The sequence below is a fragment of the Companilactobacillus jidongensis genome (assembly GCF_003946575.1).
Lineage (GTDB): Bacteria > Bacillota > Bacilli > Lactobacillales > Lactobacillaceae > Companilactobacillus > Companilactobacillus jidongensis.
Genome location: NZ_RHOP01000017.1, coordinates 17,041 through 43,840, shown reverse-complemented (window position 1 = coordinate 43,840; position 26,800 = coordinate 17,041). Strand labels below are relative to the sequence as shown.

At 35.4% G+C, this 26,800-nt stretch carries 29 protein-coding genes and 1 riboswitch; of the genes, 23 read left to right on the top strand and 6 right to left on the bottom strand.

Translation table 11 applies throughout. The features are described from left to right. Nucleotides 1-8 precede the first annotated feature (8 nt). Nucleotides 9-1,778, top strand: a complete 1,770-nt coding sequence (gene pyk, locus EKM68_RS10470; protein WP_125590508.1) for a pyruvate kinase — start codon at nt 9-11, stop codon at nt 1,776-1,778. A gap of 102 nt (nt 1,779-1,880) precedes the next feature. After that, the gene (locus EKM68_RS10465) at nt 1,881-2,678 is read left to right on the top strand and encodes a DUF4931 domain-containing protein (protein WP_125590506.1); all 798 of its coding nucleotides are present in this window, start codon (nt 1,881-1,883) and stop codon (nt 2,676-2,678) included. Between the two features lie 58 nt (nt 2,679-2,736). Here EKM68_RS10465 and EKM68_RS10460 read toward each other — a convergent pair whose 3' ends face one another. From EKM68_RS10460 to EKM68_RS10440, 5 genes are all read right to left on the bottom strand, one after another. Beyond that, a complete protein-coding gene (locus EKM68_RS10460) occupies nt 2,737-3,342 on the bottom strand; it encodes a response regulator transcription factor (protein WP_125590504.1) in 606 nt (201 codons plus the stop codon). A 1-nt stretch (nt 3,343) separates the two neighbouring features. Continuing rightward, nucleotides 3,344-4,444 (bottom strand): sensor histidine kinase, encoded by a 1,101-nt coding sequence (locus EKM68_RS10455; RefSeq protein WP_125590502.1) that lies wholly within the window; start codon nt 4,442-4,444, stop codon nt 3,344-3,346. Next, on the bottom strand, nt 4,441-5,202 hold the full coding sequence (locus EKM68_RS10450; RefSeq protein WP_125590500.1) for an ABC transporter permease: 762 nt from the start codon (nt 5,200-5,202) through the stop codon (nt 4,441-4,443). The genes EKM68_RS10455 and EKM68_RS10450 overlap by 4 nt, the downstream gene beginning before the upstream one ends. After that, complete coding sequence (locus EKM68_RS10445) at nt 5,195-6,079, bottom strand: ABC transporter ATP-binding protein (RefSeq protein WP_125590498.1); 885 nt, start codon at nt 6,077-6,079, stop codon at nt 5,195-5,197. The genes EKM68_RS10450 and EKM68_RS10445 overlap by 8 nt, the downstream gene beginning before the upstream one ends. Before the next feature lie 155 nt (nt 6,080-6,234). Next, complete coding sequence (locus EKM68_RS10440; protein ID WP_125590496.1) at nt 6,235-7,356, bottom strand: NAD(P)-dependent alcohol dehydrogenase; 1,122 nt, start codon at nt 7,354-7,356, stop codon at nt 6,235-6,237. Nucleotides 7,357-7,718: 362 nt separating this feature from the next. Here EKM68_RS10440 and EKM68_RS10435 point away from each other — a divergent pair, with 362 nt between their 5' ends. The 17 genes from EKM68_RS10435 to EKM68_RS10355 all read left to right on the top strand — a co-directional run bounded on the left by EKM68_RS10435 (nt 7,719) and on the right by EKM68_RS10355 (nt 23,255). Then, a complete protein-coding gene (locus EKM68_RS10435; protein ID WP_125590495.1) occupies nt 7,719-8,579 on the top strand; it encodes a CvfB family protein in 861 nt (286 codons plus the stop codon). Nucleotides 8,580-8,624: 45 nt separating this feature from the next. Further along, nucleotides 8,625-9,512 (top strand): site-specific tyrosine recombinase XerD, encoded by an 888-nt coding sequence (xerD, locus tag EKM68_RS10430; protein ID WP_125590547.1) that lies wholly within the window; start codon nt 8,625-8,627, stop codon nt 9,510-9,512. Nucleotides 9,513-9,523: 11 nt separating this feature from the next. Continuing rightward, nucleotides 9,524-9,910, top strand: a complete 387-nt coding sequence (locus EKM68_RS10425) for a RibT protein (RefSeq protein WP_125590493.1) — start codon at nt 9,524-9,526, stop codon at nt 9,908-9,910. Continuing rightward, entirely contained in the window at nt 9,910-10,635 is a 726-nt protein-coding gene (locus EKM68_RS10420; RefSeq protein ID WP_125590491.1) for a segregation and condensation protein A, read from the top strand. The genes EKM68_RS10425 and EKM68_RS10420 overlap by 1 nt, the downstream gene beginning before the upstream one ends. 2 nt (nt 10,636-10,637) lie before the next feature. Next, the gene (gene scpB / locus EKM68_RS10415; protein WP_125590489.1) at nt 10,638-11,189 is read left to right on the top strand and encodes an SMC-Scp complex subunit ScpB; all 552 of its coding nucleotides are present in this window, start codon (nt 10,638-10,640) and stop codon (nt 11,187-11,189) included. Beyond that, on the top strand, nt 11,176-11,898 hold the full coding sequence (locus EKM68_RS10410) for a pseudouridine synthase (protein ID WP_125590487.1): 723 nt from the start codon (nt 11,176-11,178) through the stop codon (nt 11,896-11,898). The genes scpB and EKM68_RS10410 overlap by 14 nt, the downstream gene beginning before the upstream one ends. A 31-nt stretch (nt 11,899-11,929) precedes the next feature. Continuing rightward, nucleotides 11,930-12,049: riboswitch (FMN riboswitch) on the top strand. A gap of 82 nt (nt 12,050-12,131) precedes the next feature. After that, nucleotides 12,132-12,683: an ECF transporter S component gene (locus tag EKM68_RS10405; RefSeq protein ID WP_125590485.1), complete on the top strand. Its 552-nt coding sequence runs from the start codon at nt 12,132-12,134 to the stop codon at nt 12,681-12,683. Between the two features lie 110 nt (nt 12,684-12,793). Further along, the gene (locus EKM68_RS10400) at nt 12,794-14,053 is read left to right on the top strand and encodes a LysM peptidoglycan-binding domain-containing protein (protein ID WP_125590483.1); all 1,260 of its coding nucleotides are present in this window, start codon (nt 12,794-12,796) and stop codon (nt 14,051-14,053) included. A gap of 69 nt (nt 14,054-14,122) precedes the next feature. Further along, nucleotides 14,123-14,782, top strand: a complete 660-nt coding sequence (gene cmk, locus EKM68_RS10395) for a (d)CMP kinase (RefSeq protein ID WP_125590481.1) — start codon at nt 14,123-14,125, stop codon at nt 14,780-14,782. A 20-nt stretch (nt 14,783-14,802) separates the two neighbouring features. Continuing rightward, nucleotides 14,803-16,116 carry a ribosome biogenesis GTPase Der gene (gene der, locus EKM68_RS10390; protein WP_125590479.1) on the top strand — a complete coding sequence of 438 codons (1,314 nt, stop codon included), beginning with the start codon at nt 14,803-14,805 and terminating at the stop codon, nt 16,114-16,116. Between the two features lie 194 nt (nt 16,117-16,310). Beyond that, complete coding sequence (locus EKM68_RS10385) at nt 16,311-16,586, top strand: HU family DNA-binding protein (protein WP_010623460.1); 276 nt, start codon at nt 16,311-16,313, stop codon at nt 16,584-16,586. Between the two features lie 193 nt (nt 16,587-16,779). Then, nucleotides 16,780-18,024 carry a tetratricopeptide repeat protein gene (locus EKM68_RS10380; protein WP_125590477.1) on the top strand — a complete coding sequence of 415 codons (1,245 nt, stop codon included), beginning with the start codon at nt 16,780-16,782 and terminating at the stop codon, nt 18,022-18,024. Between the two features lie 17 nt (nt 18,025-18,041). Then, nucleotides 18,042-19,241 carry a CCA tRNA nucleotidyltransferase gene (locus EKM68_RS10375; RefSeq protein WP_125590475.1) on the top strand — a complete coding sequence of 400 codons (1,200 nt, stop codon included), beginning with the start codon at nt 18,042-18,044 and terminating at the stop codon, nt 19,239-19,241. Nucleotides 19,242-19,297: 56 nt separating this feature from the next. After that, nucleotides 19,298-19,762: a hypothetical protein gene (locus EKM68_RS10370; RefSeq protein ID WP_125590473.1), complete on the top strand. Its 465-nt coding sequence runs from the start codon at nt 19,298-19,300 to the stop codon at nt 19,760-19,762. A 114-nt stretch (nt 19,763-19,876) separates the two neighbouring features. After that, nucleotides 19,877-21,778 carry an ABC-F family ATP-binding cassette domain-containing protein gene (locus EKM68_RS10365; protein WP_449720069.1) on the top strand — a complete coding sequence of 634 codons (1,902 nt, stop codon included), beginning with the start codon at nt 19,877-19,879 and terminating at the stop codon, nt 21,776-21,778. A gap of 17 nt (nt 21,779-21,795) precedes the next feature. Then, nucleotides 21,796-22,752: a thymidylate synthase gene (locus EKM68_RS10360; protein WP_125590469.1), complete on the top strand. Its 957-nt coding sequence runs from the start codon at nt 21,796-21,798 to the stop codon at nt 22,750-22,752. Nucleotides 22,753-22,763: 11 nt separating this feature from the next. Next, complete coding sequence (locus tag EKM68_RS10355) at nt 22,764-23,255, top strand: dihydrofolate reductase (RefSeq protein ID WP_225422996.1); 492 nt, start codon at nt 22,764-22,766, stop codon at nt 23,253-23,255. Here EKM68_RS10355 and trhA read toward each other — a convergent pair. Then, a complete protein-coding gene (gene trhA, locus EKM68_RS10350; protein WP_225422995.1) occupies nt 23,252-23,905 on the bottom strand; it encodes a PAQR family membrane homeostasis protein TrhA in 654 nt (217 codons plus the stop codon). The genes EKM68_RS10355 and trhA overlap by 4 nt on opposite strands. Before the next feature lie 303 nt (nt 23,906-24,208). Between trhA and EKM68_RS10345 the strand changes: the two genes are divergently transcribed. From EKM68_RS10345 to EKM68_RS10330, 4 genes are read left to right on the top strand one after another with little or no spacing between them, the layout of a single operon-like run. Continuing rightward, on the top strand, nt 24,209-25,051 hold the full coding sequence (locus tag EKM68_RS10345) for a DegV family protein (protein WP_125590465.1): 843 nt from the start codon (nt 24,209-24,211) through the stop codon (nt 25,049-25,051). A gap of 44 nt (nt 25,052-25,095) precedes the next feature. Then, the gene (locus tag EKM68_RS10340; RefSeq protein WP_125590463.1) at nt 25,096-25,953 is read left to right on the top strand and encodes a GDSL-type esterase/lipase family protein; all 858 of its coding nucleotides are present in this window, start codon (nt 25,096-25,098) and stop codon (nt 25,951-25,953) included. Between the two features lie 2 nt (nt 25,954-25,955). Then, nucleotides 25,956-26,552: a YpmS family protein gene (locus EKM68_RS10335; RefSeq protein ID WP_125590461.1), complete on the top strand. Its 597-nt coding sequence runs from the start codon at nt 25,956-25,958 to the stop codon at nt 26,550-26,552. Between the two features lie 21 nt (nt 26,553-26,573). Then, nucleotides 26,574-26,798, top strand: a complete 225-nt coding sequence (locus tag EKM68_RS10330) for a YozE family protein (RefSeq protein WP_125590459.1) — start codon at nt 26,574-26,576, stop codon at nt 26,796-26,798. Nucleotides 26,799-26,800 lie beyond the last annotated feature (2 nt).

The following is a 26,800-nucleotide window of genomic DNA, read 5'->3' as shown; positions in this document are numbered from 1 at the left end:
GATTCTCGATGAAAAGAACAAAAATCGTAAGTACACTTGGACCTGCATCTAATGATGTTGAAACAATCACAAAGTTAATTGAAGCCGGAGCTAATGTTTTCCGTTTCAATTTCTCACATGGTGATCATGAAGAACATTTAGCACGTATGAACATGGTTCATGAAGCTGAAAAGATCACAGGCAAGACAGTTGGTATCGTTTTGGATACAAAGGGTGCTGAAATCCGTACAACTGTTCAAGACGGTGGTAAGTTTGAAGCTAAGATCGGTGATGTTATCCGTATTTCAATGGACGATAAATTAACAGGTAACCCTGAAAAGATTGCTGTTACATATCCTGGCCTATACGATGATACACACGTCGGTGGTCATGTATTAATCGATGATGGTCTTGTTGATCTTAAGATCACAGAAAAAGACGACAAGAATCGTGAATTAGTTACAGTTGTTCAAAACGATGGTAAGATCGGTTCACGTAAGGGTGTTAATGCACCTGGTGTTGAAATCCGCCTACCTGGTATCACAGAAAAAGATGCTGATGATATTCGTTTTGGTTGTGACAATGATATTAACTTCATCTCTGCTTCATTTGTTCGTAAAGCACAAGATGTTCTTGATATTCGTGAAATCCTTGAAGAAAAACACATGGAACAAGTTCAAATTTTCCCTAAGATCGAATCACAAGAAGGTATCGATAATATCGATTCTATTTTGAAAGTTTCTGATGGTCTAATGGTTGCTCGTGGTGACATGGGTGTTGAAATTCCATTTGAAAACGTACCATTCGTTCAAAAGAGCTTGATCCAAAAATGTAATGCATTAGGTATGCCAGTTATTACAGCTACACAAATGCTTGATTCAATGCAAGAAAACCCACGTCCTACACGTGCTGAAGTTACCGATGTTGCTAACTCTGTTCTTGATGGTACAGATGCAACTATGCTTTCTGGTGAAAGTGCTAATGGTGATTATCCTGTTGAATCAGTTTCAGCTATGGCCGTAATTGACGAACGTACAGAAAAACAATTGGATAGCAGCAATCAATTAGCTATTCAACGATTCGAAGAATACAAAGGCTCAAACGTTACAGAATCAATCGGTGAATCTGTTGTTAGAACTGCTGAAGAATTGAACATTAAGACAATTGTTGCAGCTACTAAGTCAGGTTACACAGCTCGTATGATTTCTAAGTATCGTCCAAGTGCTGATATTCTTGCAATCACATTTGATGAAACAACACAACGTGGACTAACAGTTAACTGGGGTGTTCAACCTATCGTTGCTGACAGACCTGCTAACACAGATGAAATGTTCGACCTTGCTGCTAAGAAAGCTCAAGAACTTGGCTTTGATAAAGAGGGAGACTTAATTCTTATCGTTGCTGGTGTTCCAGTTGGTGAAAGTGGTACAACAAACGTTATGAAGGTTCAACTAATTGGTTCAAAGCTAGTTAAAGGCCAAGGTGTTGGTGAAGAATCAGTTGTTGGTAATTCAGTAGTTGCTCACTCAGCTAAAGAAGCTAATGACAAAATTAAAGAAGGAGATATTCTTGTTACAGAAATGACAGACAAGGATTATCTTCCAGCTCTTGAAAAAGCTAGTGCCGTAGTTGTTGAAAACGGTGGTTTGACTTCACACGCAGCCGTAGTTGGTATTGCTATGGGTCTACCAGTTGTTGTTGGTGCTAAGGATGCTACAAGCTTGATCAACGATGGTGAAACAATCACAGTTGATTCAAGACGTGGTGTTGTTTACAAGGGTGCTTCACGTTCACTATAATTTGTAAATAAATATTAATTAACAAGTATTAAAAATACTGAAGGGGATTCTGATCAAATTCCCTTCAGTATTTTTGTATACTCGCAATGAAGGAGTACTATTTTGGATGAAGAAGATTTATTGATTTTTCAGCTGGATGTAGCTAAGGGAAAACCTAGAGATACCAAAAAGAAAGCGGCCGTTTGTCCATTTTGTGATACTGACAGTTTGACTAATATCATTAAGCAAAAAGATGATATGATCTGGCTGGAAAATAAATTCCGAACCTTGAAGGATACATATCAAACGGTCTTAATTGAATCTAATAAACATGACGACGATATTTCAAAATATTCAGTTAAGAAGAATTCCGAAGTATTTCAGTTTATTTTTGATTGTTGGCATTCATTATTACTGACTAAGAAGTATAAGAGTGTTTTGATGTACAAGAATTTTGGACCAATGTCCGGGGGAAGTCTCAGACATCCACACTTTCAAATTGTTGGATTAGATAATGTCGATGGATACCAGTACATAAGCAAGCATAACTTTAACGGTTACGAAATTTGGAAGTCAGATAATATCGAATTTAATATTTCCAAAGAACCGATTATGGGATTCGTTGAATTTAATATTAGAATTAATGATGCTAAGTATTTAAATGATTTGGCAGAGTTTGCTAGAATTACAGTTCGTTATTTATTAAATGATTTTCATAACGGAGCCTGCGATTCATACAATATTTTTTTCTACGATGAAGATGGAGATATTATTTGTAAGATAGTACCGAGATTCGTTGCGTCACCGTATTTTGTCGGATATAAGTTGCCACAACGTGACAATAAAGATACTTTGGAAAAATTTGCCGCTGATGTTTTAAATAAATTAAAAATTGAAGCAGATTGTGATGAAATGAGATAAATAAAGGGAGCTGTATTCCACTTGTTGTAATAAAAACAAGTGGGATACAGCTCCTTTTTTAGATCCATTTATTCTTTTCAGCGATATTCAGGGCTTCGATTCTAGAGGAAGCTCCGGTTTTGCTTAGTATGGATGAAATATAATTACGAACCGTTCCATCAGATAGAAAGACGGATTTAGCAATTTCTTTGCTGTTTTTACCAATTTTTATCTCTTTTAAAACCTCTAATTCTCTTTTGGTCAAAGGATTTTTTTCGGCGGATAAAATAGTGGTCACTAATTCTGGTGAGAAGATTGTTTGCCCATCTAAAACTTCGTGAATAATTTTGACCAGTTGATCAGTTGGATTGTCTTTTAGCAAGTAGCCATTAACGTTGGCTTTGACTGCTTGTTCAAAATAGCTTGCTCTGGCAAAAGTTGTTAAAATTATTACCTTAGTTGAAAGATTAAGTATTTTTATTTGTTCAGCCACATCGAGTCCGGATAACGTTGGCATTTCAATATCTAGGATGGCAATCTTCGGTTTTTTAGAAATGATTTCAGATAAGGCAGTTTGACCATCTGTCGCTGTTCCAATTACCTCAAGGTCATCCTCGAGTCCTAGTAAAGTTGCCAAAGCTGTATTTAACATTTCTTGATCTTCTGCCAAATAAATTGTCGTCATTCTAATCTACCTTTTTTACTTTTATTTTTAAAATGGTTCCGTGATCTGAACTAATATCTATAACTCCATTAATATCAGATAGACGCTGTGACATTCCCGTTAATCCGAACGAATCTTTTCGGACTTTTTTATACCCAACGCCATCATCGCTAATATCTAAAGTATAGTAATCATTGTCTTGATCAAAATCAAATGTGGCTGTATGCGCCTTGCTGTATTTGATGATATTTGTTGATGCTTCCTTAATAATTGCTGCCAAAACATTTTGAATTTTGATCGGCCAAATAACGGATACTTTTTCGTTGTTTGATTGTTGAATTATATTTACAACTCTTAAATTGTTTTCTTCTTCAATCATTGCTTCAGCAATTGATTTCTGATTCAGGTCACTAACTATTTGCCTAACTAAACTCAAATCATCTCTAGAGGTGGCAGCGATATCTCTGATTTCTTGACGCGCTTGTTCAGCATTCTTGTCTATTAGTTTATCAGCTAATTCGGCTTTTAAAGTTATTAAAGAAAATGATTGTCCAAGATTATCGTGTAGATCTTTGGAAATTCGTTCGCGTTCGTTTTGTTTAATTATTGTTTCCAATCGTTTGTTGTTTTGTTTCAAACGATACATTCTACGATAACTGTTTCCAAGTGATCTGGCAGCAAAAGGGGAGCCTATTGCAAACACTGAAGTAATAATTATTCCGTAAATACCGTATGACTTGAAGTTAACTAATATATTTCCAGCGATACAAAGAATACTGAAAATTAAGTAAATAGCCGTATATCTGTAGAATTGTTTATTTTTAAATGGTAGTGAACCAATTTCCCAGGCTGTAAAAATAAATAATGTTCCTAAACTATATTCATAGACTAAGTAAGTTGTGATAATTAATTGACCGATTATTTGTAATGGTAATAAGCGGTTGATCTCATATCCATCTCGATATAATTTGAGAAAGATTAATAATAACAAAAATAAAATCCAGTCAAAATTATTCTTTTCGAACAATGGTTGACTGGATAAGGCAATTAAGGAGAATGCCCAAAAGTACGGCATAATACCAAATCTTTTGGGAAATAAAACATGATTCTCTAGGAATGTCATTCGATGTTTAACTCCTTATGTTTTTGATACTTAGTTATGAGTAAAGTTGTCACAACAATAATCATTAGCCAAAGGATGATTCCAAAGATGTAATGACTATTTATAATTTTACCATGAAGGATAGCTTGATCGATGTTTGATATTTGAAAAGTTGGAGTTAATTTTCCGATTGATTGTAGCCATTTTGGCATCATAGTAATTGGCCACCAAAGTCCACTGATTATTGCTAATGGGAAGACGACAATATTATTTAAAAGGTTGACCGTAGCTGGATTATTTGCAAGTGAAATTAATATTCCCATAAAGATAAGCGGAGTAGTGCCTAGGACAGATATCAAGATTATTAATGACCAGTTTGCGATTGGTAAGGTTAAATGATTTACTAATATTCCAACTAGACAAATAACAATTGCTGAAATTAAATTGAGTAACATAAAAATCAAAATTCGGGATAGGTAGTATTGCCAGCGTGGTAGGGGAGTCAATCTTGATAGAATGTCAAAATGACTGGTCTTGTCCTCAAGTAGTGTATTGGCAACAGTGATGATTGAACCTAATAGACAGCTATAAATAATCATACTGATCAAATAATTCATTTGCCATGTTTTCAGATCCGCTTGTGGAATGCCATTAACTAATACTTTTGAATATAGCAGATAGAATATTATGGGAAGCATCATGTCGAAAAGAAAAAAACGCTTGTTGCGAAGAATGATTCGTTTGAAGTTGATATTGATCTGATAAATAAGGCTATTCATGAGTAGCACCCTCTTTATTGAAATTAACAAACAATGAGTCCAACGAATTTTGTTGAACTTTTAAGTTATTGATGGCGTTTAGATATGGTGTAAGTTGACCGATAATTAATTCGGCATTCTTAGTTGTAAATTTATAATGATCACCAACTTTTTTGAAATCGATAATTTCAGGTATATCTTTGAATAAATCAGGTAAGAGGATGCTATCGAATTCAATAATACTTTCACCTTCTAATTCACGCAGTTGAGCGATTGATCCGTCAAAACTAATTGATTTATTTTGTAAGATCATAATTCTATCAGCAATCGTTTCTAGTTCTTCTAGATAGTGACTAGTAACAAAGACAGTTTTGTGTTGCTTTTTCAAGTCAGTGATTGTTTGCCAAAATTTAGTACGACTTTGACTGTCCATGACGGCAGTGGGTTCATCTAAAAAAAGTAGGTCGGGATTACCAGCAATTGCTAAGGCAAAGGAGAGGCGCCTTTTTTGTCCACCTGATAATTTGTCCATTTTGGAATCTTCTAAATCATTTAAATCAGCCAATTCAATTATCTTTTCATATGTTAATGGGCTTTGATAATAACTTTGAGTAAGCTTCAATATTTCTTTGACCGTAATACGTGTGATGGAAATGTTTTGTTGCATCATTACACCAATACGTTCTTTGAAGTCTTTTTCATTATCTAAAATATTAACTGTTCCAGAATTAGACGAAATTAAATCCAATAGAATATTTATCAGAGTGGTTTTACCAGCACCGTTTTCTCCGATTAAGGCGATTATTTGGTTTTTATTGACATTAAAATTAATGTTATGCAGAATTTCTTTTTTACCATAATTTTTATTGAGGTGTTCGACTGTGACTATGGATGTCATGATTTGTTGCCTCCTTGATTTGATAAGATAAGTTTAATTTATTTATCTAATTCAAAATAGTAAGCAATGTCATGTATTGATATGACATTTGTCATATTGTTAAGCAAAAAAAGAGCCCAATCAATTGATTGAGCTCTTAAACACTATATATATAGTTAAGCTTCTGGTTTATAATCCTTATCGATGATCAAAATAGGTTTGATAGTCTTACCACTGACTGAGTCAGCATCGGCCTCGTTGATTTGGTCGAAGTCATAAAACTTTTCAGTAAGATCGAATGGGAAGACACCCATCTTATAAAATTCTAGTAGACGAGGAATGTCCACTTGAGGGATGGAGTCACCCATGTTTACACCGACAACTTTTTTGTCGTCAACACATAGATCGTTCCATGTACTGATATCAATATTGTGTGGTGTAACGGCGATAGTAGCAGTTGTACCACCTTGTGTTAGGGCGGCAATTGAATCCGTCATAACTTTGGCAACTCCAGTAGTATCAACGGCCCAGTCAACACCTAGACCATTAGTGATCTTCTTAATTGCTTTGACAGCATCTTCATTGGCACTGTTGACAATATCAGTGGCACCCAATTTTTTGGCAAGTTCTAGACGTGATGGCACGATATCAACAGCGATAACGTGTGTACAGCCTGAAATTTTACCGGCCATCATGGCAGCTAGACCAACAGCACCTGTACCGAAGACGGCAATTGTGTCGCCAGGTCTTGGTTTCAAAGTATTGAAGACTGTACCACTACCAGTAACGTAACCGCAGCCTAGAGGTCCAAGTTTTCTTAGGTCTAAATCTTTAGAAACTTTAACAGCATTTCTCTTATTAATTACAGTATGAGTTGTAAATGATGATTGGTTAAACATATCACTGATATGTTTGCCGTTTTCTGTGAAGTGATCACTACCATCTGGGCGTGTACCAGACAAGTTTGAGGCAGCATATTTACGACATTGAGTTGGGATTCCCTTGAGACAATTGTCACATTCTCCACATGAGTAGAATGACATGATAATATGGTCACCAACTTCAAAGTTGTGAACGTTCTTACCGACTTTTTCAACGATACCTGATCCCTCATGTCCCAAGATAGCAGGTAAGTTGAATCCGGCATCACCTTTACGTAATGCTTCATCAGAATGGCAGATACCTGATGCAACAACTTTTACTTGTAGTCCGTCGTCTTGCATATCAGCCAGTTCAATATCATCTTTGATAACGAATGGATCGTTTACTTTATCAACAACAGCAGCTTTGATTTTCATAAATTAAAATCTTCTTTCTGTATTAAATAGATTTTGGAAACGTTTACCACAAAGAAAATTATTTCACAATATTAATAGCATTTCAATCTTGTATTTGAAAAAACTTGTGACTTTACACAAAAACATAAATATTCAATAAATTTATGTAAGCGAAATCCAGCATGTATGTAGGCTGAAACTGGGTGTTTAAACTGATTTAAATATTTTTTATTTTGTTCTAATAATTTATGAAAGCATGGTACAATTATTCAGCTGAAATAATTATGTAACTCTGAGTATAACTGTTAAAATGGTACTTAGTTAAAGTAAATATTAAATGTGCTTATAGTTGTTAATTATTAATTGAGGAATATGGAGAAATTATGGAATTAAAAGATATGTACGGTAAAGTTATGACTGGTACAGTTACAGATTTGAACAAAGATGAAGCTTTTGTTCAAATTGAAGGAAATACCTTTTCACTAGAATTGACAGAGCTTGAGGGAACTCCAGAACTTGGCGATACGATTGCTGGATTCGTTTATGAAAATCAAGCACATAAGAACCGCATGACTGTTGATTTACCAACTGTTATGTCTGGTGTCTGGGATTACGCCGAAGTTACGAATGTGAGAACTGACTTAGGTGTCTTCGTTGATGTTGGTTTGGTTGACAAGGATATTGTTGTATCACTTGATGACTTGCCACTAGAGCATTCAGAATGGCCTAAGAAGGGCGATCGAGTAATGGTCAAACTGGAAGTCGATCATAAAGGACGCCTCTGGGGTAAATTGGCTGATTTGAACCTTTATATGCAATTAGTTCGTAGTGCCAATGATACTTTGAAGAACAAGGATGAAGAATCCACTGTTATTGCCATCAGAGATTCAGGAACTTTTGTTATCACTGAAGACTATTATTTGGGATTCATTCACATTAACGAACAAGATGGACCAATGCACATTGGACAACACATCAAGGCTCGTGCAATCGGTTCAAGTCACCGTCGTTTGAACTTGTCAATGAGACCACGTGCTTTTGAAGAGATTACACCTGATGCTCAAATGATCATGGCTGTTTTGGAACACGCTCGTGATGGTAAAATTCCTTATACTGATAAGAGTGATCCAGATGACATCAAAGAATACTTTGGTATCAGCAAAGGTAGTTTCAAACGTGCCTTAGGTAATTTGATGAAACAAAGAAAAATCGAACAAAAAGATGGTTATACCTATCTTAAATAGAGGTGAAACTATTTGACTGAAAAGCTGGCTATTCATAATCAAGCGATGATCGATACGATTTCTGATTATGGACGTTATTTGAGGCTTGATAGAGGACTTTCGAAGAATACAATCACCTCGTATCAACAAGACTTACTTGAATTTAGTTACTACTTAGAAACAAATAAAAAGTCACAATATCCAGAAGATCATTTTGTAATCACTAATTTTTTTGCGAATCAAGATAAGCTAGGTAAGTCAAAAACAACACAGATGCGAATGTTTTCTTCGCTACGACGTTTTTATCAGTGGCTAGAATTAATGAATAAGGTTAAAATCAATCCAATGAACGAGTTGGATGCACCAAAGAAAGGGCAACATTTGCCCGTAGTATTGTCGATGAAAGAAGTTGATTCATTGATTGAATCTCCGGACGTGTCAACGCCATTAGGTGTACGTGATCGGGCAATTTTTGAAGTTATGTATGCCACGGGATTGCGTGTCAGTGAGCTAGTTAATTTAGCAATGGGTGATTTACATTTGGACTTAGGATTGATCAAGACTCTGGGTAAGGGTAACAAAGAACGTTTATTGCCTATCGGAGATACTGCTATTAAGTGGCTTCAAAAATATTTTGCGGAAACACGTGAACAATTAGTCCAACGATATGGTGAACAAAAAGAAGTCTTTTTGAATTTTCGTGGCAACAAATTAACACGACAATCTATTTGGCGCATGATAAAAAAATATATTGCTCAAGTTGGAATAAAAAAAGATGTCACACCACATACATTGCGTCATTCGTTTGCGACCAACCTGTTAGAAAACGGTGCAGATTTACGTGTGGTTCAAGAATTACTTGGTCATTCAGATATTTCGACCACCCAAATTTATACGCATATTAATAAGACGAGAATGAAGCAGGTTTATGAGAACTCACATCCTCGTGCATAGAGGAGATAATTATGCTCAATAAATATAGTGATGAAAACAAAAAAATAGCGATGGGATTTTTGTCGTATATTTCAGATTTAAAAGATATGGCCAATTTGGATCAGGAACTCAAACTTTATAAAGAAGATGAGAATCGCCAATTGTATCTTTGGAAGAGTAACATTGAAGATTATTCCGGAATTGTGGCACTGTCATTTTCTGATCATACTGTTTTTATTGAGTATATTTCACTCAGTCCTTCTTATCGGTCACAGAGTAACATTTTTAAGATTTTTGACGATATTCAACAGAGATTTCCTGAGTTAACTATTTTAGGAAATTTCAACTTGGGTAAATTGTTAAAAGATTGGCGTGATAATAAGGCGGATCAAGAGAGTGAGTTGTCGAAAAAAGAATAATGGAAAAATTGAAACTAGTTTTAACGGATTTTGAAGGTCCGATTGATTTGTTATTACATCTAATCAAAGAATCAAAAATAGATATTTATGATATTCCAATTGCTCAGATCACGCAGCAATACATCGATTATTTGAATAGTATGAAAGTTTTAGAATTAGATATTGCTGGAGACTATTTGGTCATGGCATCAACCTTGATGTCAATTAAGAGTAAGATGCTTTTGCCACAAGCACCAGATGAAATTGATGATGAGCTTGAGATGGACGATCCACGAGAACAACTAGTCTCGCAATTATTGACGTATCAAACATTTAAGCAGGTGTCTGAATATTTTGAAGAAAAAGAACAGATGCGTAAACTTTCATTTGATAAAGATATGAGTGTTCCTCAAGTTCAGTTGGAACAGTTTTTGAAGCCTGATTCAGTGGTGTTGACTGACTTGGCATCGACTTATGCTGAATTATTGCGACAAGCAAAAAATCGTCAGCCGCAAACTGAAATAATTGAGAATGAAGTTTTGTCGATCGAAGATGCTGAAGAGAATATTTTGAATAAATTATCAACTTTGAAACGAACTACTTTTAAGTCACTATTAAAATTGCAAAATGATATCGAAGAGGTCGTTACAGATTTCATGGCAATTTTGGAAATGATCAGTAAGCAACAGATTACGGCGACACAGTATGATTTAGATAGTGAATTATTTATTGAATTGAGGAATTAACATTGTATCAAGCAAAAATTATGGCACTGCTTTTTGTAGCTGGAGATCAAGGTATTAAAGAAAAAGATCTTGCTGAATTGTTAGAAATCGATAATGCTGCATTAAGACAAACCATGGAGCAACTTGCAGTCAAACTTGCAAGTGATGAAGAATCAGGAATCAAACTCGCTAATTTTAATTCAAGATATAAGTTGATCACCAAAAGCGAATACAGCGAATTACTGACGAAGTATTTCAAATCAGGTTTAGGTACAAAACTAAGTCAGGCTGCATTGGAAGTCTTATCAATTGTGGCATATCGCCAACCGATCACGAGAATTGAAATCGATGAGATCCGTGGTGTACAAAGTTCAGGAAGTATCAATACCTTACTTGCTAGAAGTTTGATTATGGAAAACGGCAAGAAAAATGTTCCTGGACATCCTAATTTATACGTTGTCACAGATGATTTCTTTGATTATTTTGGAATCAAGAGTTTGAAAGATTTACCCCCAATTGAAAAATTTGAGAATATACAAGAAGAGAACATAGGAGATTTTAATGGAGAAAGTTAGATTACAAAAATTTATGGCTGATGCGGGTATTGCATCACGTCGTGCATCAGAAAAATTAATTGCTGAAGGTCACGTTGTAGTTAATGGTAAGACCGTTACTGAGATGGGAATTAAAGTTGATCATCATGATAAGGTCGAAGTTGACGGTATGCCTTTGCAAGATGAAAAGAAGCGTTACATCTTGTTATACAAGCCACGTGGCGTCATTTCTGCAGTTAAAGATGATAAGGGTAGAAAGACAGTTACAGATTTATTAGAAGATGACGTAAGGGAGCGTGTCTACCCAATCGGACGTTTGGATTATGATACTTCTGGGTTATTGTTATTAACTAATGATGGTGATTTTGCTAATCTATTGATGCATCCTCGTTATCATGTTGAAAAAACATATATTGCCAAGGTTCGTGGATTTATGGAAGTCGAAGCAATCAAGAAGTTAGAGGGCGGCATGAAGTTGAAGGAGTTCAGTACGTCTCCTGCCAAAGTTCATGTGATGTCTAAAGACACCAAGAAAAATACTTCACTCGTGAAAATTGTGATCCATGAAGGTCATAATCATCAAGTTAAGAGAATGTTTGATGCTGTAGGACACCCGGTAGAGAAGCTATCTCGTGAAAAATATGGTTTTCTCACATTAGATGGTTTGGTATCTGGTAAATACAGAAATTTAACAAGACTTGAAGTTGCACAGTTGAAAGAAAGACATTAGTCTGATATATTAATAGTGAAAAATTTAATAAGTTGGTTTTCAGGGCAGGGTGTAATTCCCGACCGGCGGTTATAGTCCGCGACCCAGCATTGCTGGTCGAATTGGTGAAACTCCAGTACCGATAGTAAAGTCTAGATGAAAGAAAACAGAGAGGTCTGTTTTGGTGTGCCCTATTTAGGTGTATCCAACACAGACCTCTTTTCTTTTGGAAATCGACGGGAAAGGTTGATTTTATGGGAAGAAGTACGTACAAATTTCATGCTTTAGTAGGAGTAGCAATTTTTTCGGCGTTAGCATCGATCGTGATGTTTTTTGAATTTCCAGTTTTATTCTGGCTACCATTTCTCAAGATTGATTTGAGTGACGTGGTGACGATTATTGGAACATTTGCTTATGGACCAGTAGGAGGAATTTTAATTGCCTTTATCAAGGGAATCGTTCATTGGTTGATCACAGGTTCAGGTGTTGCTGGAATCATTGGCGATGGTGCAAGTATCGTTGGAGCAATCGCCTTATTGTTGCCATTTAATTATTTCTGGCAGAAGAACAAAAAAATAATGGCTGTAGTTATGGGAACTGTCTCATTGACAGTTATTATGTCATTACTTAATTATTTCGTTGTTATGCCGCTATATATGGGCGTTGTAGGGATGAAGTTGAACATGAGTTTAGCTACTTATGTGGCAACAGGTGTTGTACCATTCAATGTTGTAAAGGCATTGATCATCTCTGCCGGAGTCATTGTTGTTTACCCAAGATTAAAGGGTCATTTCTTTATTAAGTAAAAAATTGTAACAAAAGTCGTATATTTAAGTGCTTTTTATGAATCTTTAAAGAAAAATTTTAAACTTTTATGATATGCTTTAAGGGATAGAAATTAGGAGGTTGGTTTTTAATGGCCGATAATAACAAAAACAATACTTCTGGTGGTGTTCGCATCCCTAAAAGCACTGACGGTCTAGAAGGTTCCGTTAGTCCTGAAGATTTAAGAAAGTACAATTTAGTGCCGTCTGACGGTCAAGATATTCCTGTTAATAATAGTACTAACAATGTTGAAGATACTCCTGGTGAAAATGGATATTCTGAACCACAACCAGCAGAACCTTTTACAGATAACAGTACAGATAATAACGAAAATCAAGATATGCAGTATGAAGCTCCGACTCAGTCTGAACAACCTGTTGAAGATGATAATTATGATCATCTTCAATCAAGCCAAAATGGTGGGGATCATTTGAGTCAGTCTGAAGATGTAGATGATGAAAAAACAGATGCATCGACTGCAGCAGGTGTTGGAGCAGCAGCTGGTTATGTTGCTGGAAAAGCAGCATCTTCAACACAATCTTCAGATTCACAAGATAATGTTCCTGATGAGACGAGTGAGTCAACTAGTGCTGATGATGATTCCAAGTCACAAGATACTTCTGATAAAGATGTATCCGATGATGAAGCAAAGCCTTGGGAAAAGACATTTGATTCAGATGAAGACGAAGATGGTCATGTTTCACGTGCTGTAAGTAAGAGTAAGCAACGTGGTAATCACACCTTAGTTGCCACATTAGTAATTGGTTTGATCGTTATTATGTTTGCGCCAGTTGTTATCAGTGCAGTCCATGGTAGTAGTAATGGCAATTTAGGTAGCACTCAATCTGAGAACTCTACTGAGAGCAAGGATAAGACTGCTGCCAAGAAGGCAGCTGCTAAAAAGGCCGCTGCAGCAAAGAAGAAAGCCGCCGCTAAAAAAGCCGCAGACAAAAAAGCTGCTGACAAGAAGAAGGCTGATGAAGCCGCTGCCGCAGAAAAGAAAGCCGCCGCTAAAAAGGCCGCTGAAGAAAAAGCTGCCGCAAACAGTAATTCTACAAATAATTCCAATGCTAGTGATAGTACTGACAACAGTCCACAAACTACTGACAGTTCGCAGACGCAACAATCAACAGATCAAAGTAACTCTAATTCTTCATCAACTGGCACAACAACTGATAATAATTCATCAAGCAGTGCTAGCGATAACACAGCATCATCATATTACACTGTAAAATCTGGTGATAATTGGTTTAGAATTGCTTACAATCACAATTTGACGACTGCACAATTGCAGAACTTGAATGGTGGAATTTCAACATTAACACCAGGTACACAATTAAGAGTTAAATAATAATTATATTATGAAGGGTCTTAGACAGTTATGTCCTAGACCCTTTTGTTAAGCAGAGGGTAAGGAAGCATGCAAATAGCTATTGATGGGCCAGCATCAGCTGGTAAGAGTACAATTGCCAAATTGATTGCAAAAAACTTGAATTTTGTCTATTGTGATACAGGTGCAATGTATCGTACAGTTACTTTACTTGCAAAAAATCACAATGTAGATTATGGTGATAGTTCCAATATTTTAAATTTAATGAATGAACATAAAATTCATTTTATTAACAAAACTGATGGTCAACATGTGATGCTTGATGATGAAGATGTTTCGGATGCCATCAGAACTGAAGAAATCACAAATAATGTCTCACAAGTTTCGGCCATCAAAGAAGTTCGAACTGAATTGGTTGAAATGCAACGCCAAATGGCGGGAGACATTGATATTGTCATGGATGGTCGAGATATAGGTACAACAGTCTTACCAGATGCTGATGTAAAAATATTTTTGATTGCAAGCGTTGCTGTTCGTGCTGAACGGCGCTACAAAGAGAATATTGAGCGTGGAATTAACACGTCGTTAGACGTCTTAAAGGATGAAATTGCTGCGCGCGACTACAAGGATTCACACCGCAAAATTTCACCATTGAAAAAAGCTGATGATGCCATTGAGGTTGATTCTTCAAATATGAATATTGAACAAGTTGTTGAACTAATTACAAAAATTATTAATGAAAAGAAATAGGAACGTAGGGAGGTAGCTTTATGGCAATTCCAGTAGTAGCTTTAGTTGGACGTCCAAATGTTGGTAAATCAACTATTTTTAACAGAATTATTAATGAACGATTGAGTATCGTTGAAGATACACCAGGTGTTACGCGTGATCGTATTTATGCGCGTGCTAGTTGGTTAGGTAAAGAATTCCGCTTGATTGATACCGGTGGTATTGATATGAGTGGAGAACCATTGACCGTTCAAATCAAGAACCAAGCTGAAATAGCAATTGATGAAGCTGATGTTATTGTCTTTATTGTTAATGGTCAAAGCAGCGTTACTAAGGAAGATGAAGATGTTGCTAAGATTCTTTACCGTACTAAGAAACCAGTTATCCTAGCAGTTAATAAGGCTGATAATCCAGAACAAAGAGAGAATATTTATGATTTCTATACGCTAGGTTTTGGTGATCCAAATCCGATCTCTGGTTCTCAGGGTACCGGTATTGGTGATTTGCTTGATGAGATAGTTCAAGCATTCCCAGTCGAAGATACAAGTGAGGAAGATGAAACTATTAAGTTTAGTTTTATCGGGCGTCCAAATGTGGGTAAATCTTCATTAGTTAATGCAATCCTTGGAGATGAACGTGTTATTGTTTCAAATATGGAAGGAACAACACGTGATGCCATTGATACCAAGTATCATGATGATAAACTCGACAAAGACTTCACGATGATCGATACTGCAGGTATTAGAAAACGTGGTAAGGTCTATGAAAATACTGAAAAATATTCTGTTTTGAGAGCTTTGAGTGCAATTGATAAGTCAGACGTTGTCTGCGTTGTGTTGAATGCTGAAGAGGGTATTCGTGAACAAGATAAACGTGTTGCCGGGTATGCTCACAATGCAGGTAAAGGTGTTATCATCGTCGTTAACAAGTGGGATACTTTGAAAAAAGATAATCACACAATGAAGGACTTTGAAAATCAAATTAGGGATGGTTTCCAATACTTAGCCTATGCACCGATTTTATTCACATCGGCTGTTAAGGGACAAAGACTGGATCAAATTCCAGAATTAGTATCAAGGGTTTATGATAACCGTGAACGTAGAATTCAATCAGCTGTCTTAAATGACTTGTTGTTACGTGCAACTTCGATTGCACCAACACCAGTTGTTAATGGTAAGAGATTGAGAATTTATTACATGACACAAGTTGCCGTTCAACCACCAACTTTTGTTGTGTTTGTTAATGACAACGAATTATTACATTTCTCTTATGAAAGATTCCTGAAAAATCAATTGAGGGATACTTTTGACTTTGAAGGTACTCCAATTAAAATTTTACCTAGAAAACGTAAATAAGCCCCAAACGGCGGTAAAACGAACGTTTTTATAATTATAATTATAATTTATGTAAAGATTTACATTTTTATCCTAAATTAGAGCGTAAAAGCTTGCCACAACCCTACTGCTATGGTACTTTTGTTAATGGAATGATGAACACAGGTCGTCGTTCATGTGTTCTAAAATTATACAAATCTCCGGAGGTATTATGTATGGCAAATAAAGCAGAACTTATTGATAGTGTTGCAAGTAAGACAGGACTAACAAAGAAAGACGCTACTTCAGCAGTTGATGCTGTTTTTGAAAGCATCCAAGAAAACTTATCAGAAGGTAACAAAGTTCAATTGATTGGCTTTGGTAACTTTGAAGTACGTCAACGTGCAGCTCGTAAAGGCCGTAACCCACAAACTGGTGAAGAAATTAAGATTCCAGCAAGCAAGGTTCCAGCATTCAAACCTGGTAAGGCTTTGAAAGACTCAGTTAAATAGTTTTAATCTTGGGGGCGGTCGGATGACCGTCTTTTTTTATGCAGAGAGTGGAGAAAGCATGGTAGATTCTTAGCACCACCTGAAGTAGATAACGTGGCGCGAAGTGACGCATTTTCTATCCGTAGTGGGCGAAGGAATCTGTGCTTTCGCAACTCGTTTAAAAAACGTATATTAGACAAACGGAGGAAATAATTTGACTAAAGCAGACGAAGTAATGGACACAATTGATGCAGGGGATTTTACTAATGTAGATAGTTTAATTAAGCAATCACTTGAACAAGACGACGATCAAACACAATTTTCTTTGGCTGAAACATTGATGAGCCGTGGACTGTCAGTTCAGGCTAAAACAATATATGAGCACTTATTAGTATTTTATCCAGATGAAGGACAAATACTGTCAAGATTGGCTGAAATTTCCGTATCTGATGGTGATTCAGACCAAGCGTTGGATTATATTTCACAAATAGGTCCTGATTCACCTGCATATGCTGAAAATCTATTGGTATCAGCCGATATTTATCAATCTCAAGGATTATATGAAGTTAGTGAACAAAAACTTTTGACTGGTATTAGAAGTTATCCAGACGAAGATGTCTTCAAGTTTGCGATAGCAGAGCTTTATTTTGATGAGAATCTCTTCAGCAAAGCCCTAACATACTATGACATGCTTCTAGACGAGGACATTACTAATTACTCAGGTATCTCGATAACTTTGCGTAAGGCTAGTTCATTGGCCGGAGATGGTCAATATGAGGAAGCTATCTCAGAGTTTGAAAAATTAAATGTAATTGAACTAAATGAAGATGCCCAGTATCAATTAGGATTTTTGTATAACCAAGTAAAGGATTATAATAAATCTATTAGCACTTTGGAAAAGCTGCTTGAGACTAATCATGATTATCCAACTGCTTATGCAATTTTGGCGGAAGATTATTTGAATATTAAAAAGAACCAAGAGGCATTTAAGTATGCTCAATTGGGAATTAATTTGAATGAATTGGATGAAAGATTATATCAAATTGCCTTTGATGCTGGCATCTCTGAGGAGCCAGATGAAGCAATGTCAATTATTCAAAAAGGTATTATGACTGTTGAAACACCACTTCCATTGATTATTCGTTTAAGTGATTTCTATGTCACACATGGACAATATAGTAATAACTTGGACCTATTGAATGGCGTTGACATAAATGGAAATCCCAAGCTGACTTGGAACTTAGCTAAGTCATACTTTGAAACTGATGATATCGTCAAAGCACAAGAGAATATTTTATTAGTGTTAGATGAATATAGAGATAACTTAGACTACTTAACAGATGTGATCGAAATTTTGCGCAGTAGTGGTGATAAGGACGCTCTAAAAGCAGCATTGGCATTATACTTGAAACAAGATCCTGATAACGATGAAATGAAAAATTTAATGGATCAAATTTAATTTAGTGAGGTAATTTTATGCGTATTGAACAACTTCCTTCAGACTTCAAACATGCACTGCCGGTCTTAGAAGAAATCGAAAAAGCAGGATATGAAGCTTACTTTGTTGGGGGAAGTGTGCGCGATCACATTTTAGGGTTACCGATTCATGATGTTGATATTGCGACAAGTGCTTATCCTGAAGAAATAAAAACTATTTTTAAACGTACGGTAGATACTGGTATTCAACACGGAACAGTGACAGTTCTAGTCGGTGAGGATTCATATGAAATCACGACTTTTAGAACTGAGTCTGGTTATCAAGATTTTCGTCGTCCAGATCAGGTCACTTTTGTTCGTTCACTTGAAGATGATCTCAAACGCCGTGACTTTACTATAAATGCCTTGGCAGTTGATCGTAATGGTAATGTCATTGACAAGTTTGATGGATTAGGTGATTTAGACAAGCGGATCATTCGAGCTGTTGGCAAGGCCGAAGAACGGTTCCATGAAGATGCATTGCGAATGATGCGTGCAGTCAGATTTCAATCGCAGTTGGATTTTACAGTCGAAGCTGAAACAGCGGTCGCAATAAGAGATAACGCATATCTACTGGAAAAAATTGCTATTGAACGAATTCGAGAAGAATTTATAAAATTAATGTTAGGTAAGGCTTGGCAAACAGGCTTTGCAGATTTTTTAAAACTAGATTTGTCAGAATATTGTCCGTCATTTAAGAATCAATCTAATGAATTAAATAAGTTATTAAAATTAGATAATGTACCATTTTTAGATGAAGAGGCTGCTTGGACGGCCATCGGTTATGCAATGGAACTTACACCGAAGCAGTTTAACAAAATGCTACGTGATTGGAAGGTATCTAATAAATCGCGCGAAACTAGTGTTTCCACTGATAAAATGCTGAAGAATTTCCGCGATGGTAATTTTGACTTGTGGGATATATATTCTTTAGGTGTGGATAATTTTGATCGTGTAGCTAGTTTATGCAAGTTGTTCAAAATTGATTTTGATGAAAAAGTATTGACTGAAAAAGTTCGTAATATTCCCATAAAATCTAGTCGAGATTTAGCCATTACGGGTAATGATATTATCAAAATATTGAACATAAAACCGGGTCCTGAAATCGGAAAATGCATGTCTCAGATAGAGCATAAGGTCGTGGAAGGAACCGTTTACAATAATTTTGATAAATTGAAACAATATTTGTTAAGTGAATGAGGTTGCTGTGGTATCATTGTTCTAGTAAGTAATTTAGTATTCGAAAGGGTGGTAATATGACTAAACATGTTTTCAAAGAATTAAAATTCTACTTCAGAAATGATGATACTTGGACAGTGAGTCACAGTGAAATGAGCGATGTATGGATTTCTCGTGTAACAACTAGTTATGGACGTATCTCTGGTGGACGTATGCAAGAGATTCACCCATGTAAGAGATTCAGAATCGAAATTTTGCCAGATGCCGACTATATTAAGGATGCTGATGTTTCAACAGCCGCAATGACTGATGGAATGTTTAACCGTGTAATCAAATATCAAGATATTGAAAAATGTGACCTTGTGTTTGAAGATGATGAAGATAAAGAACCAATGCAAATTTATTTCCCATTCAAACAAAAGGATGCAGAAGGTTTAGATAACGTTTATCAAACAGCTGCAATCTCAAGTAAGACTGGTAATTTATATATCTCAATTAACAGTGATCATACTGTCTTCGATATTTATAACAAGGATTTATAAAATAAAGACCTCACATTGATGTGGGGTTTTTGTTTTGCCTAATTTTATGTGATAATTAACAGGACATCCTCTGTGCGATAAAAGACAGAGAAGCAACTATACTAAATTAACGTGGTGAATTATTTGAAAACTTTAAATATCACAAATGCATATAAGTCGTTTGGAGAGAGAACACTTTTTAAAGATGTGACTTTCACTATTGGTGAAGGTGACAGAATCGGATTACTTGGACTGAATGGTGCTGGTAAAACAACATTATTAGATGGAATCGTTAATCCGGAGGATTTAAACTCAATTGGCATTGAGAAACCTAAGAACTATAAAATTACATATTTGACTCAGCAGCCAGAATTAGATGAACAACTATCAGTCATCGATTCTGTTTTTGCTGGAAGTGGTGAAAAGTTTCAGTTGATCAGAAAGTATGAACGTGCGTTAACAAAATTCAATGCCGATTCGACTGATACCAATGCTCAAAATAAGTTCTTCAAGTTACAGGAACAAATGAATGCAGCTGAGGCTTGGCAAATGGAGTCAGACGTTAAGTCGATTTTAAATAAGCTTGGTATTACGGAACTAGATAAAAAAGTAGAAGATTTATCTGGTGGCCAGCAAAGACGTGTTGCACTTGCACAGACGCTAATCTCTGATTCTGATTTACTGATTTTAGATGAGCCAACTAATCATTTGGATTATGAAGCAATCGATTGGTTGGAAGGTTATTTGAATAAGTATAAGGGCTCAGTATTATTTGTTACCCATGATCGTTATTTCTTGAATACTGTTGCTACACGTATCTTTGAATTAGAAAATCTTAATGTAACTGAATATGACGGTAACTATGAAAAGTATTTGCAACAAAAAGCCGACAAAGAAGAAATTTATGCATCAGAACAACATCATAAGACACAAATGTATAAGCAAGAGCTAAATTGGATGCGCGCGGGTGTCAAAGCACGTGGGACTAAACAACAAGCTCGTATTGATCGCTTTAAAGGTCTAAAAGAAGACCTACAAGACAAACCCGATGTACAACAAGATATGTCAATTGATATTGCTCAACAACGTCTTGGGAATGATGTTTTTGATATCAGGGATGCTAATTTAAAATTTGATAATCAAGTTATTATTGATGATTTTAATTATCTAATTACCAAAGGTGATCGAATAGGTGTGACTGGTTCAAACGGATCTGGTAAAACAACCTTTTTGAATACAATCGTCAATAAGATTCCACTGGATTCCGGTGAGATCAAAACCGGTCAAACTGTAAAAATTGGATATTATACCCAATATACAGAGGATATGGACCCAGATAAGCGTGTCATTCTTTATCTAGAAGGTATTGGTCAAAATGTGCGAAACACTAATGGCGATAGAATGTCCGCATCACAATTATTAGATACATTTAAGTTTGATCACAACATGCAAAGTGCCTTTATTCGTGAATTATCTGGTGGTGAAAAACGTCGTTTGTATCTATTATCTATTTTGATGAATCAGCCTAACGTTCTGTTACTCGATGAGCCAACTAATAATTTGGATATTGAAACATTAACTATTCTTGAAAACTATTTAGAAAGTTTCAAAGGGACTGTCCTAGCTGTATCCCACGATAGATATTTCTTGGATAAAATAGCTGATAAGTTATTGATTTTTGAAGGTAATGGGAAGATCAAAGAAAGCTATGATTCTTATTCTGAGTATCTCAAAAAAATGAGTGATTTAGAACAAGCTAAGCATCATGAAGCCAAAGAAAAAAAGCAAGAAGAAGCAGTTGCTGAAAAGAAACAAGAAGAAAAAACAAAATTAACATATGCTGAAAAAATTGAATTTGATAAGTTGGAACCTCAAATTGAAAAGTTAGACGACGAAATTTCAACCTTGAAAAATCAATTGAATGATGATTCTAACGATTATCAAAAGTTAATGGATTTTCAACGTCAATTGGATGAGAAAAATACCGAAGCTGATAAATTAATGGAACGCTGGGAATATCTAGGTCAATTTGAATAGGATTTGAAGGAGAACTTATGGCAAATACTAACGAACAACAATATTTGGATCTTTTAAATTATGTATTGGAAAATGGACATAAAAAAAGTGATCGTACTGGGACCGGCACAATCAGTACTTTTGGTTATCAGATGAGATTTGACTTGTCAAAGTCATTTCCACTTTTGACGACTAAAAAAGTACCCTTTGGACTCATCAAAAGTGAACTATTGTGGTTTTTACATGGTGATACTAATATCCGCTTTTTGTTAGAACATAAGAATCATATATGGGATGAATGGGCTTTTAAGAAGTATATTGAGAGCGATGAATACACTGGTCCTGATATGACTGATTTTGGTCGTCGAAGTTTAGTAGACGCTAACTTTGCAAAAGATTACAAAATTCAAAAGAAGCAATTTGATAAGGAAATTCTTGAAAATGATGACTTTGCTAACAAATATGGAGATCTCGGATTTGTCTATGGTGCGCAATGGCGTCACTGGCAAAAACGTGATGGGGGAATTATTGATCAAATCAAAAATGTTATTGAGCAGATCAAAACGACACCGGATTCAAGAAGAATGATTGTTAGTGCGTGGAATCCTGAAGATGTGCCATCAATGGCATTGCCTCCATGTCATACGTTGTTCCAATTTTATGTGAATGATGGTAAGTTATCATGTCAGTTGTATCAAAGAAGTGGTGATTTGTTTTTGGGTGTTCCATTCAATATTGCCAGCTATGCTTTATTAACACATTTAGTTGCACGCGAAACTGGTCTTGAAGTTGGAGAGTTTGTCCACACACTTGGTGATGCGCATATTTATTTGAACCATATTGATCAAGTTAAAACACAGTTGTCTCGTGAGCCACATGAAGGACCACAATTGGAAATAAATTCTGACAAGAGTATTTTTGACTTGGAAGTATCTGACATTAAGGTTAAGGACTATAACCCAGAACCAGCAATTAAGGCACCTATCGCCGTATAAGGAGAAAATAGATGATTATTAGTTTTGTATGGGCTGAGGATCAAAATCACGTTATTGGTAAAAACGGTACATTACCATGGTCAATGCCAAATGATTTGAAACACTTTAGAGATGTAACAGCACATCACACAATCGTCATGGGTCGGAAAACCTATGAAAGTTTTCCAAATGGTCCATTACCAAATCGTTTGAATATTGTGATATCACGCAATTCAGACTATCAAGTTCCTGAATCCGTTGTCGTTTTAACGGATAAGAATAGATTATCTGACTATGTCCAAGATGACGAAGAAGTTATGGTAATTGGTGGAGCTAGTATTTTTGAGATGTTCAAAGATGAAGTAGATCGATTATACTTAACTCGCATTGATCATGAATTTGACGGTGATGTTAAGATGATTGATTTGGATTATAACAAGTTCAAATTGACCGAAAAAAAAGAAGGTGCTGTGGATGATAAGAATATCTATCCGTACACCTTCGAAACTTACGATAAAATTTAAACGTAAAAATAAACTGAAAAGTACATTAATGCTGTGCCTATCATCACAAATATATGCCAAATGACGTGGATGTACTTGAGATTCTTCATCAGATACAAGCATGCACCTAATGTGAAGGCAATACCGCCAGCAACTAACAACCAGATTCCAGTTGCACCAATTGAATGGTAGAGTGGTTTCATTGCAATGACGATTGCCCAACCCATTAGGACATAGAGTAGTGTTTCTAGGTATTTGAATTTACCAATATTGAATATTTTATAAAGAATCCCAAGAATCGCTAATATCCAAATTGCTGACAAGATTATAATTCCAAATGCTGAGCCTCTGAGAGCGACTAAGCAAAAAGGCGTGTACGTGCCAGCAATCATCAGAAAAATCGAACTGTGGTCAAATATTTGAAATACAGCCTTTGCTTTGGTGAAATATAGACTATGAAAGAGTGTTGAACTCAAATATAGGAAGAACAAAGTGAAAGCGTAGATAAAATACGCGGTAATTGCTAATGGGTCACCTTGCTTAAAACCCTTGATCAGTAAAAATACAGAGCCGATTATTGCCAAAATTATTCCGATTCCATGGGTGATAGCACTGAAAATTTCGTTTGTAATAATGTATCTTCTAGTAAATGCTTTAACTTTTTTAGCCAATCTTAAGACCAACTTTCCTGCTTCTTTACTACATTCTAACTTAATTTTGGTCATAAGTAACTGATACAGCATAACAATCGATGGGCTTTCAATTAATAAGATGAAAGCTCATTTTTATTTTCAATAATTGAAGTAAGTATAATATAATAGAAAAAGATGTTAATATTTATGAATATGCTTTTGTATTATTGAATTTTTAATAAAATCTCAAAAACGTTGATATATCAATAACATTTAATATAACGGTTCAAATCTGTTATAATTTAAGCGATAATAATGAAAACCCTATGAAAGAGGGATAAAATGAGCAAAGTAAAAATCCTTACCGATTCGTCGGTACAAATCACCAAAGAAGAAATTGAAAAGTACAATATTAGTGTTGTTCCACTTACAATTAATATTGATGGCAATACTTACATTGATGGGGTCGATATAACTCGTGAGGAATTCGTTAAAGAAATGGATTCTTCAAATGAATTACCAAAAACATCTCAACCTTCAATCGGTACTTTTATGAATGTTATTGATGAAGTTCCTGCTGACTACACTGATATTCTTTCATTGAATATGACTGAAGCAATTAGTGGAACTGTTAATGCTGCTAGACAAGTGGCTGAAATGACTGATCGTCACATGGAAGTTGTTGATACAGAATTCACTGATCGTGCCTTGGCGTTTCAAGTTATCCGTGCTGCTCAACTTGCACAAGAGGGTAAATCAATTGAAGAAATCAAACAAGCTATTGAAGTACTTCGTGATCACACATATTTGTATATGGGTGTAACAAGTATTGAAAATATCTTACGTGGTGGGCGTTTGAGTCGCTTTGCGGGCACATTGTCAACCTTACTTAATATTCATCTTGTTTTGACGTTGAAAAATAATAGTCTGGACATTGCTAAGCGTGGACGTGGTCGTAAGACAATTGAAAAGTACATGAATAATGTCATGGAAGAAATCAAAAGCTTAGAAAATATCAAGGCAATTGGTATTTCATACGTTGACAAGTTAGATTATGTTAATGAGCTCAAAGATAAACTTAAAGAAATCGTACCTGATGTTCCTTTACTTATTAGAGTAACTAGTCCAGTTATTGCAACACATGCTGGTTCAGGAGCATTCGCAATTGAATTTTATACAGAGTAAAAGCTGATGATAACATCAGCTTTTTTTGAAAGATGGATTAATATATGAAGAAAAAGAGTATTTGGATCACAGCAATTGTGATTGTTTTAGTAGTAATTGGCGGTGGACTAGGTTATTATTTTACTCAATCCAAAACTAACAACCAGACTTCTAATACCAATGAGACTGAAAAAGTCGCTAAAAAAAAGAAAAAGGTTATTCCTAAAAAAACTAAGATCAATATTGTAGCTGTTGGTGATTCTTTGACCGAAGGCATTGGAGATTCTAAGTCAGTCGGTGGTGGATATGTCACACGGTTGAGGAAAGATGTTGCTGACAAGTACAAAGTAAAAACTAATGCCTATAATTATGGTGTTTCTGGTGATACTAGTAACCAAATTATGACGCGAATTCAAAATGATGATAAAATGCACAAAGATTTACCCAATGCTGATATTATTACGGTTACTGTGGGTGGTAATGACTTCATGCACTTACTTCAACGTAAGGGAATTGATTTAACTGCTAATGATATTAGTAATGAACAGACGCAGTTTGATGAACGTTTGAAGCAATTGTTGTCTGATATCAGAAGTTATAATAAGGATGCACCAATTTATTTGATTGGTATTTATAATCCTTTTAGTATTTATTTATCAAATATTAAAGACGCGAAAACAGCATTTATCAATTGGAATAAAGGTTCAGCAGAAGTGGCTGCGACTGTAAATGATACTTACTTTATTGATATTAATAATCTTTATATGTCTAATAAGGCAATGAAGGCAGTTAAAAAGAATGGTGTAAATCCATATCTGTTTAAAGAAGATCATTTCCATCCAAATGGAAAAGGTTATGATATGATGACTGCTAAAGTTTTTGAAGAAGTAAGTAAAACATCGAAGGAATGGCTGATTAAATAGTTATGAAGAATAAAAATTATTGGAAATATGCATTTATTGCACTAGTGGCTGTTTTGGTTGTTGGATTAGGAATTTTAGGAACTAAAGTTTTGAGTTCACCAAGTGAGACATACAAAGTTTCGTCGCAAATTGAGTCACAAAATGACAAAGTCTTTACTGTAAATATGAACAAAGATGAAGCCAACAAAATGGCTCAGTATTACTTGAAGAATACCTTAAACGATGGTAAGACCGAATATCAATTAAAATTGAAAAATGATGCTGAATTAAGTGGAGCGATTGCATTTTTAGGATCAAAAATTCATTTTACATTAGTTATGCAACCATATGCCAAAACAAATGGCGATGTTCTATTAAAGGCTAAGAATATAAAAATTGGTGAACTATCATTACCGATTGCATTTGTTATGAATTACATCAATAATAGTTTCAAAATTCCTGATTGGGTCAGTGTAAACAGCAAAGACAAAACAATTTTACTTAAGTTTACTAAATATACTACCAAAGAAGGTTACGGTATTCGTGCGAAAAAGATTGATTTGAAGAATAATAAACTTCAATTTGATATTATGAATGAAAAGATTACTAGTAAACAATAATCGTTTTTATGAGGAGGAGTAATGAAACGCAGCTTTTATGAGTTTTTAATGACGTTAAGAAACGCGGACAGTACTGAGCCAGAAGCAGAATTTGCTGCAAATGCTCACCGCGATCAATCTTTTCCTAAGCAAGAAACAAATTACGAAAAAATATCCAATTATCTTGAATTGAATGCTGGTTATTTGCCAAGCATGACGATTTTTGATGAAGCATATCAAAAGTATCAAGACACAGATAGAAAATAGGT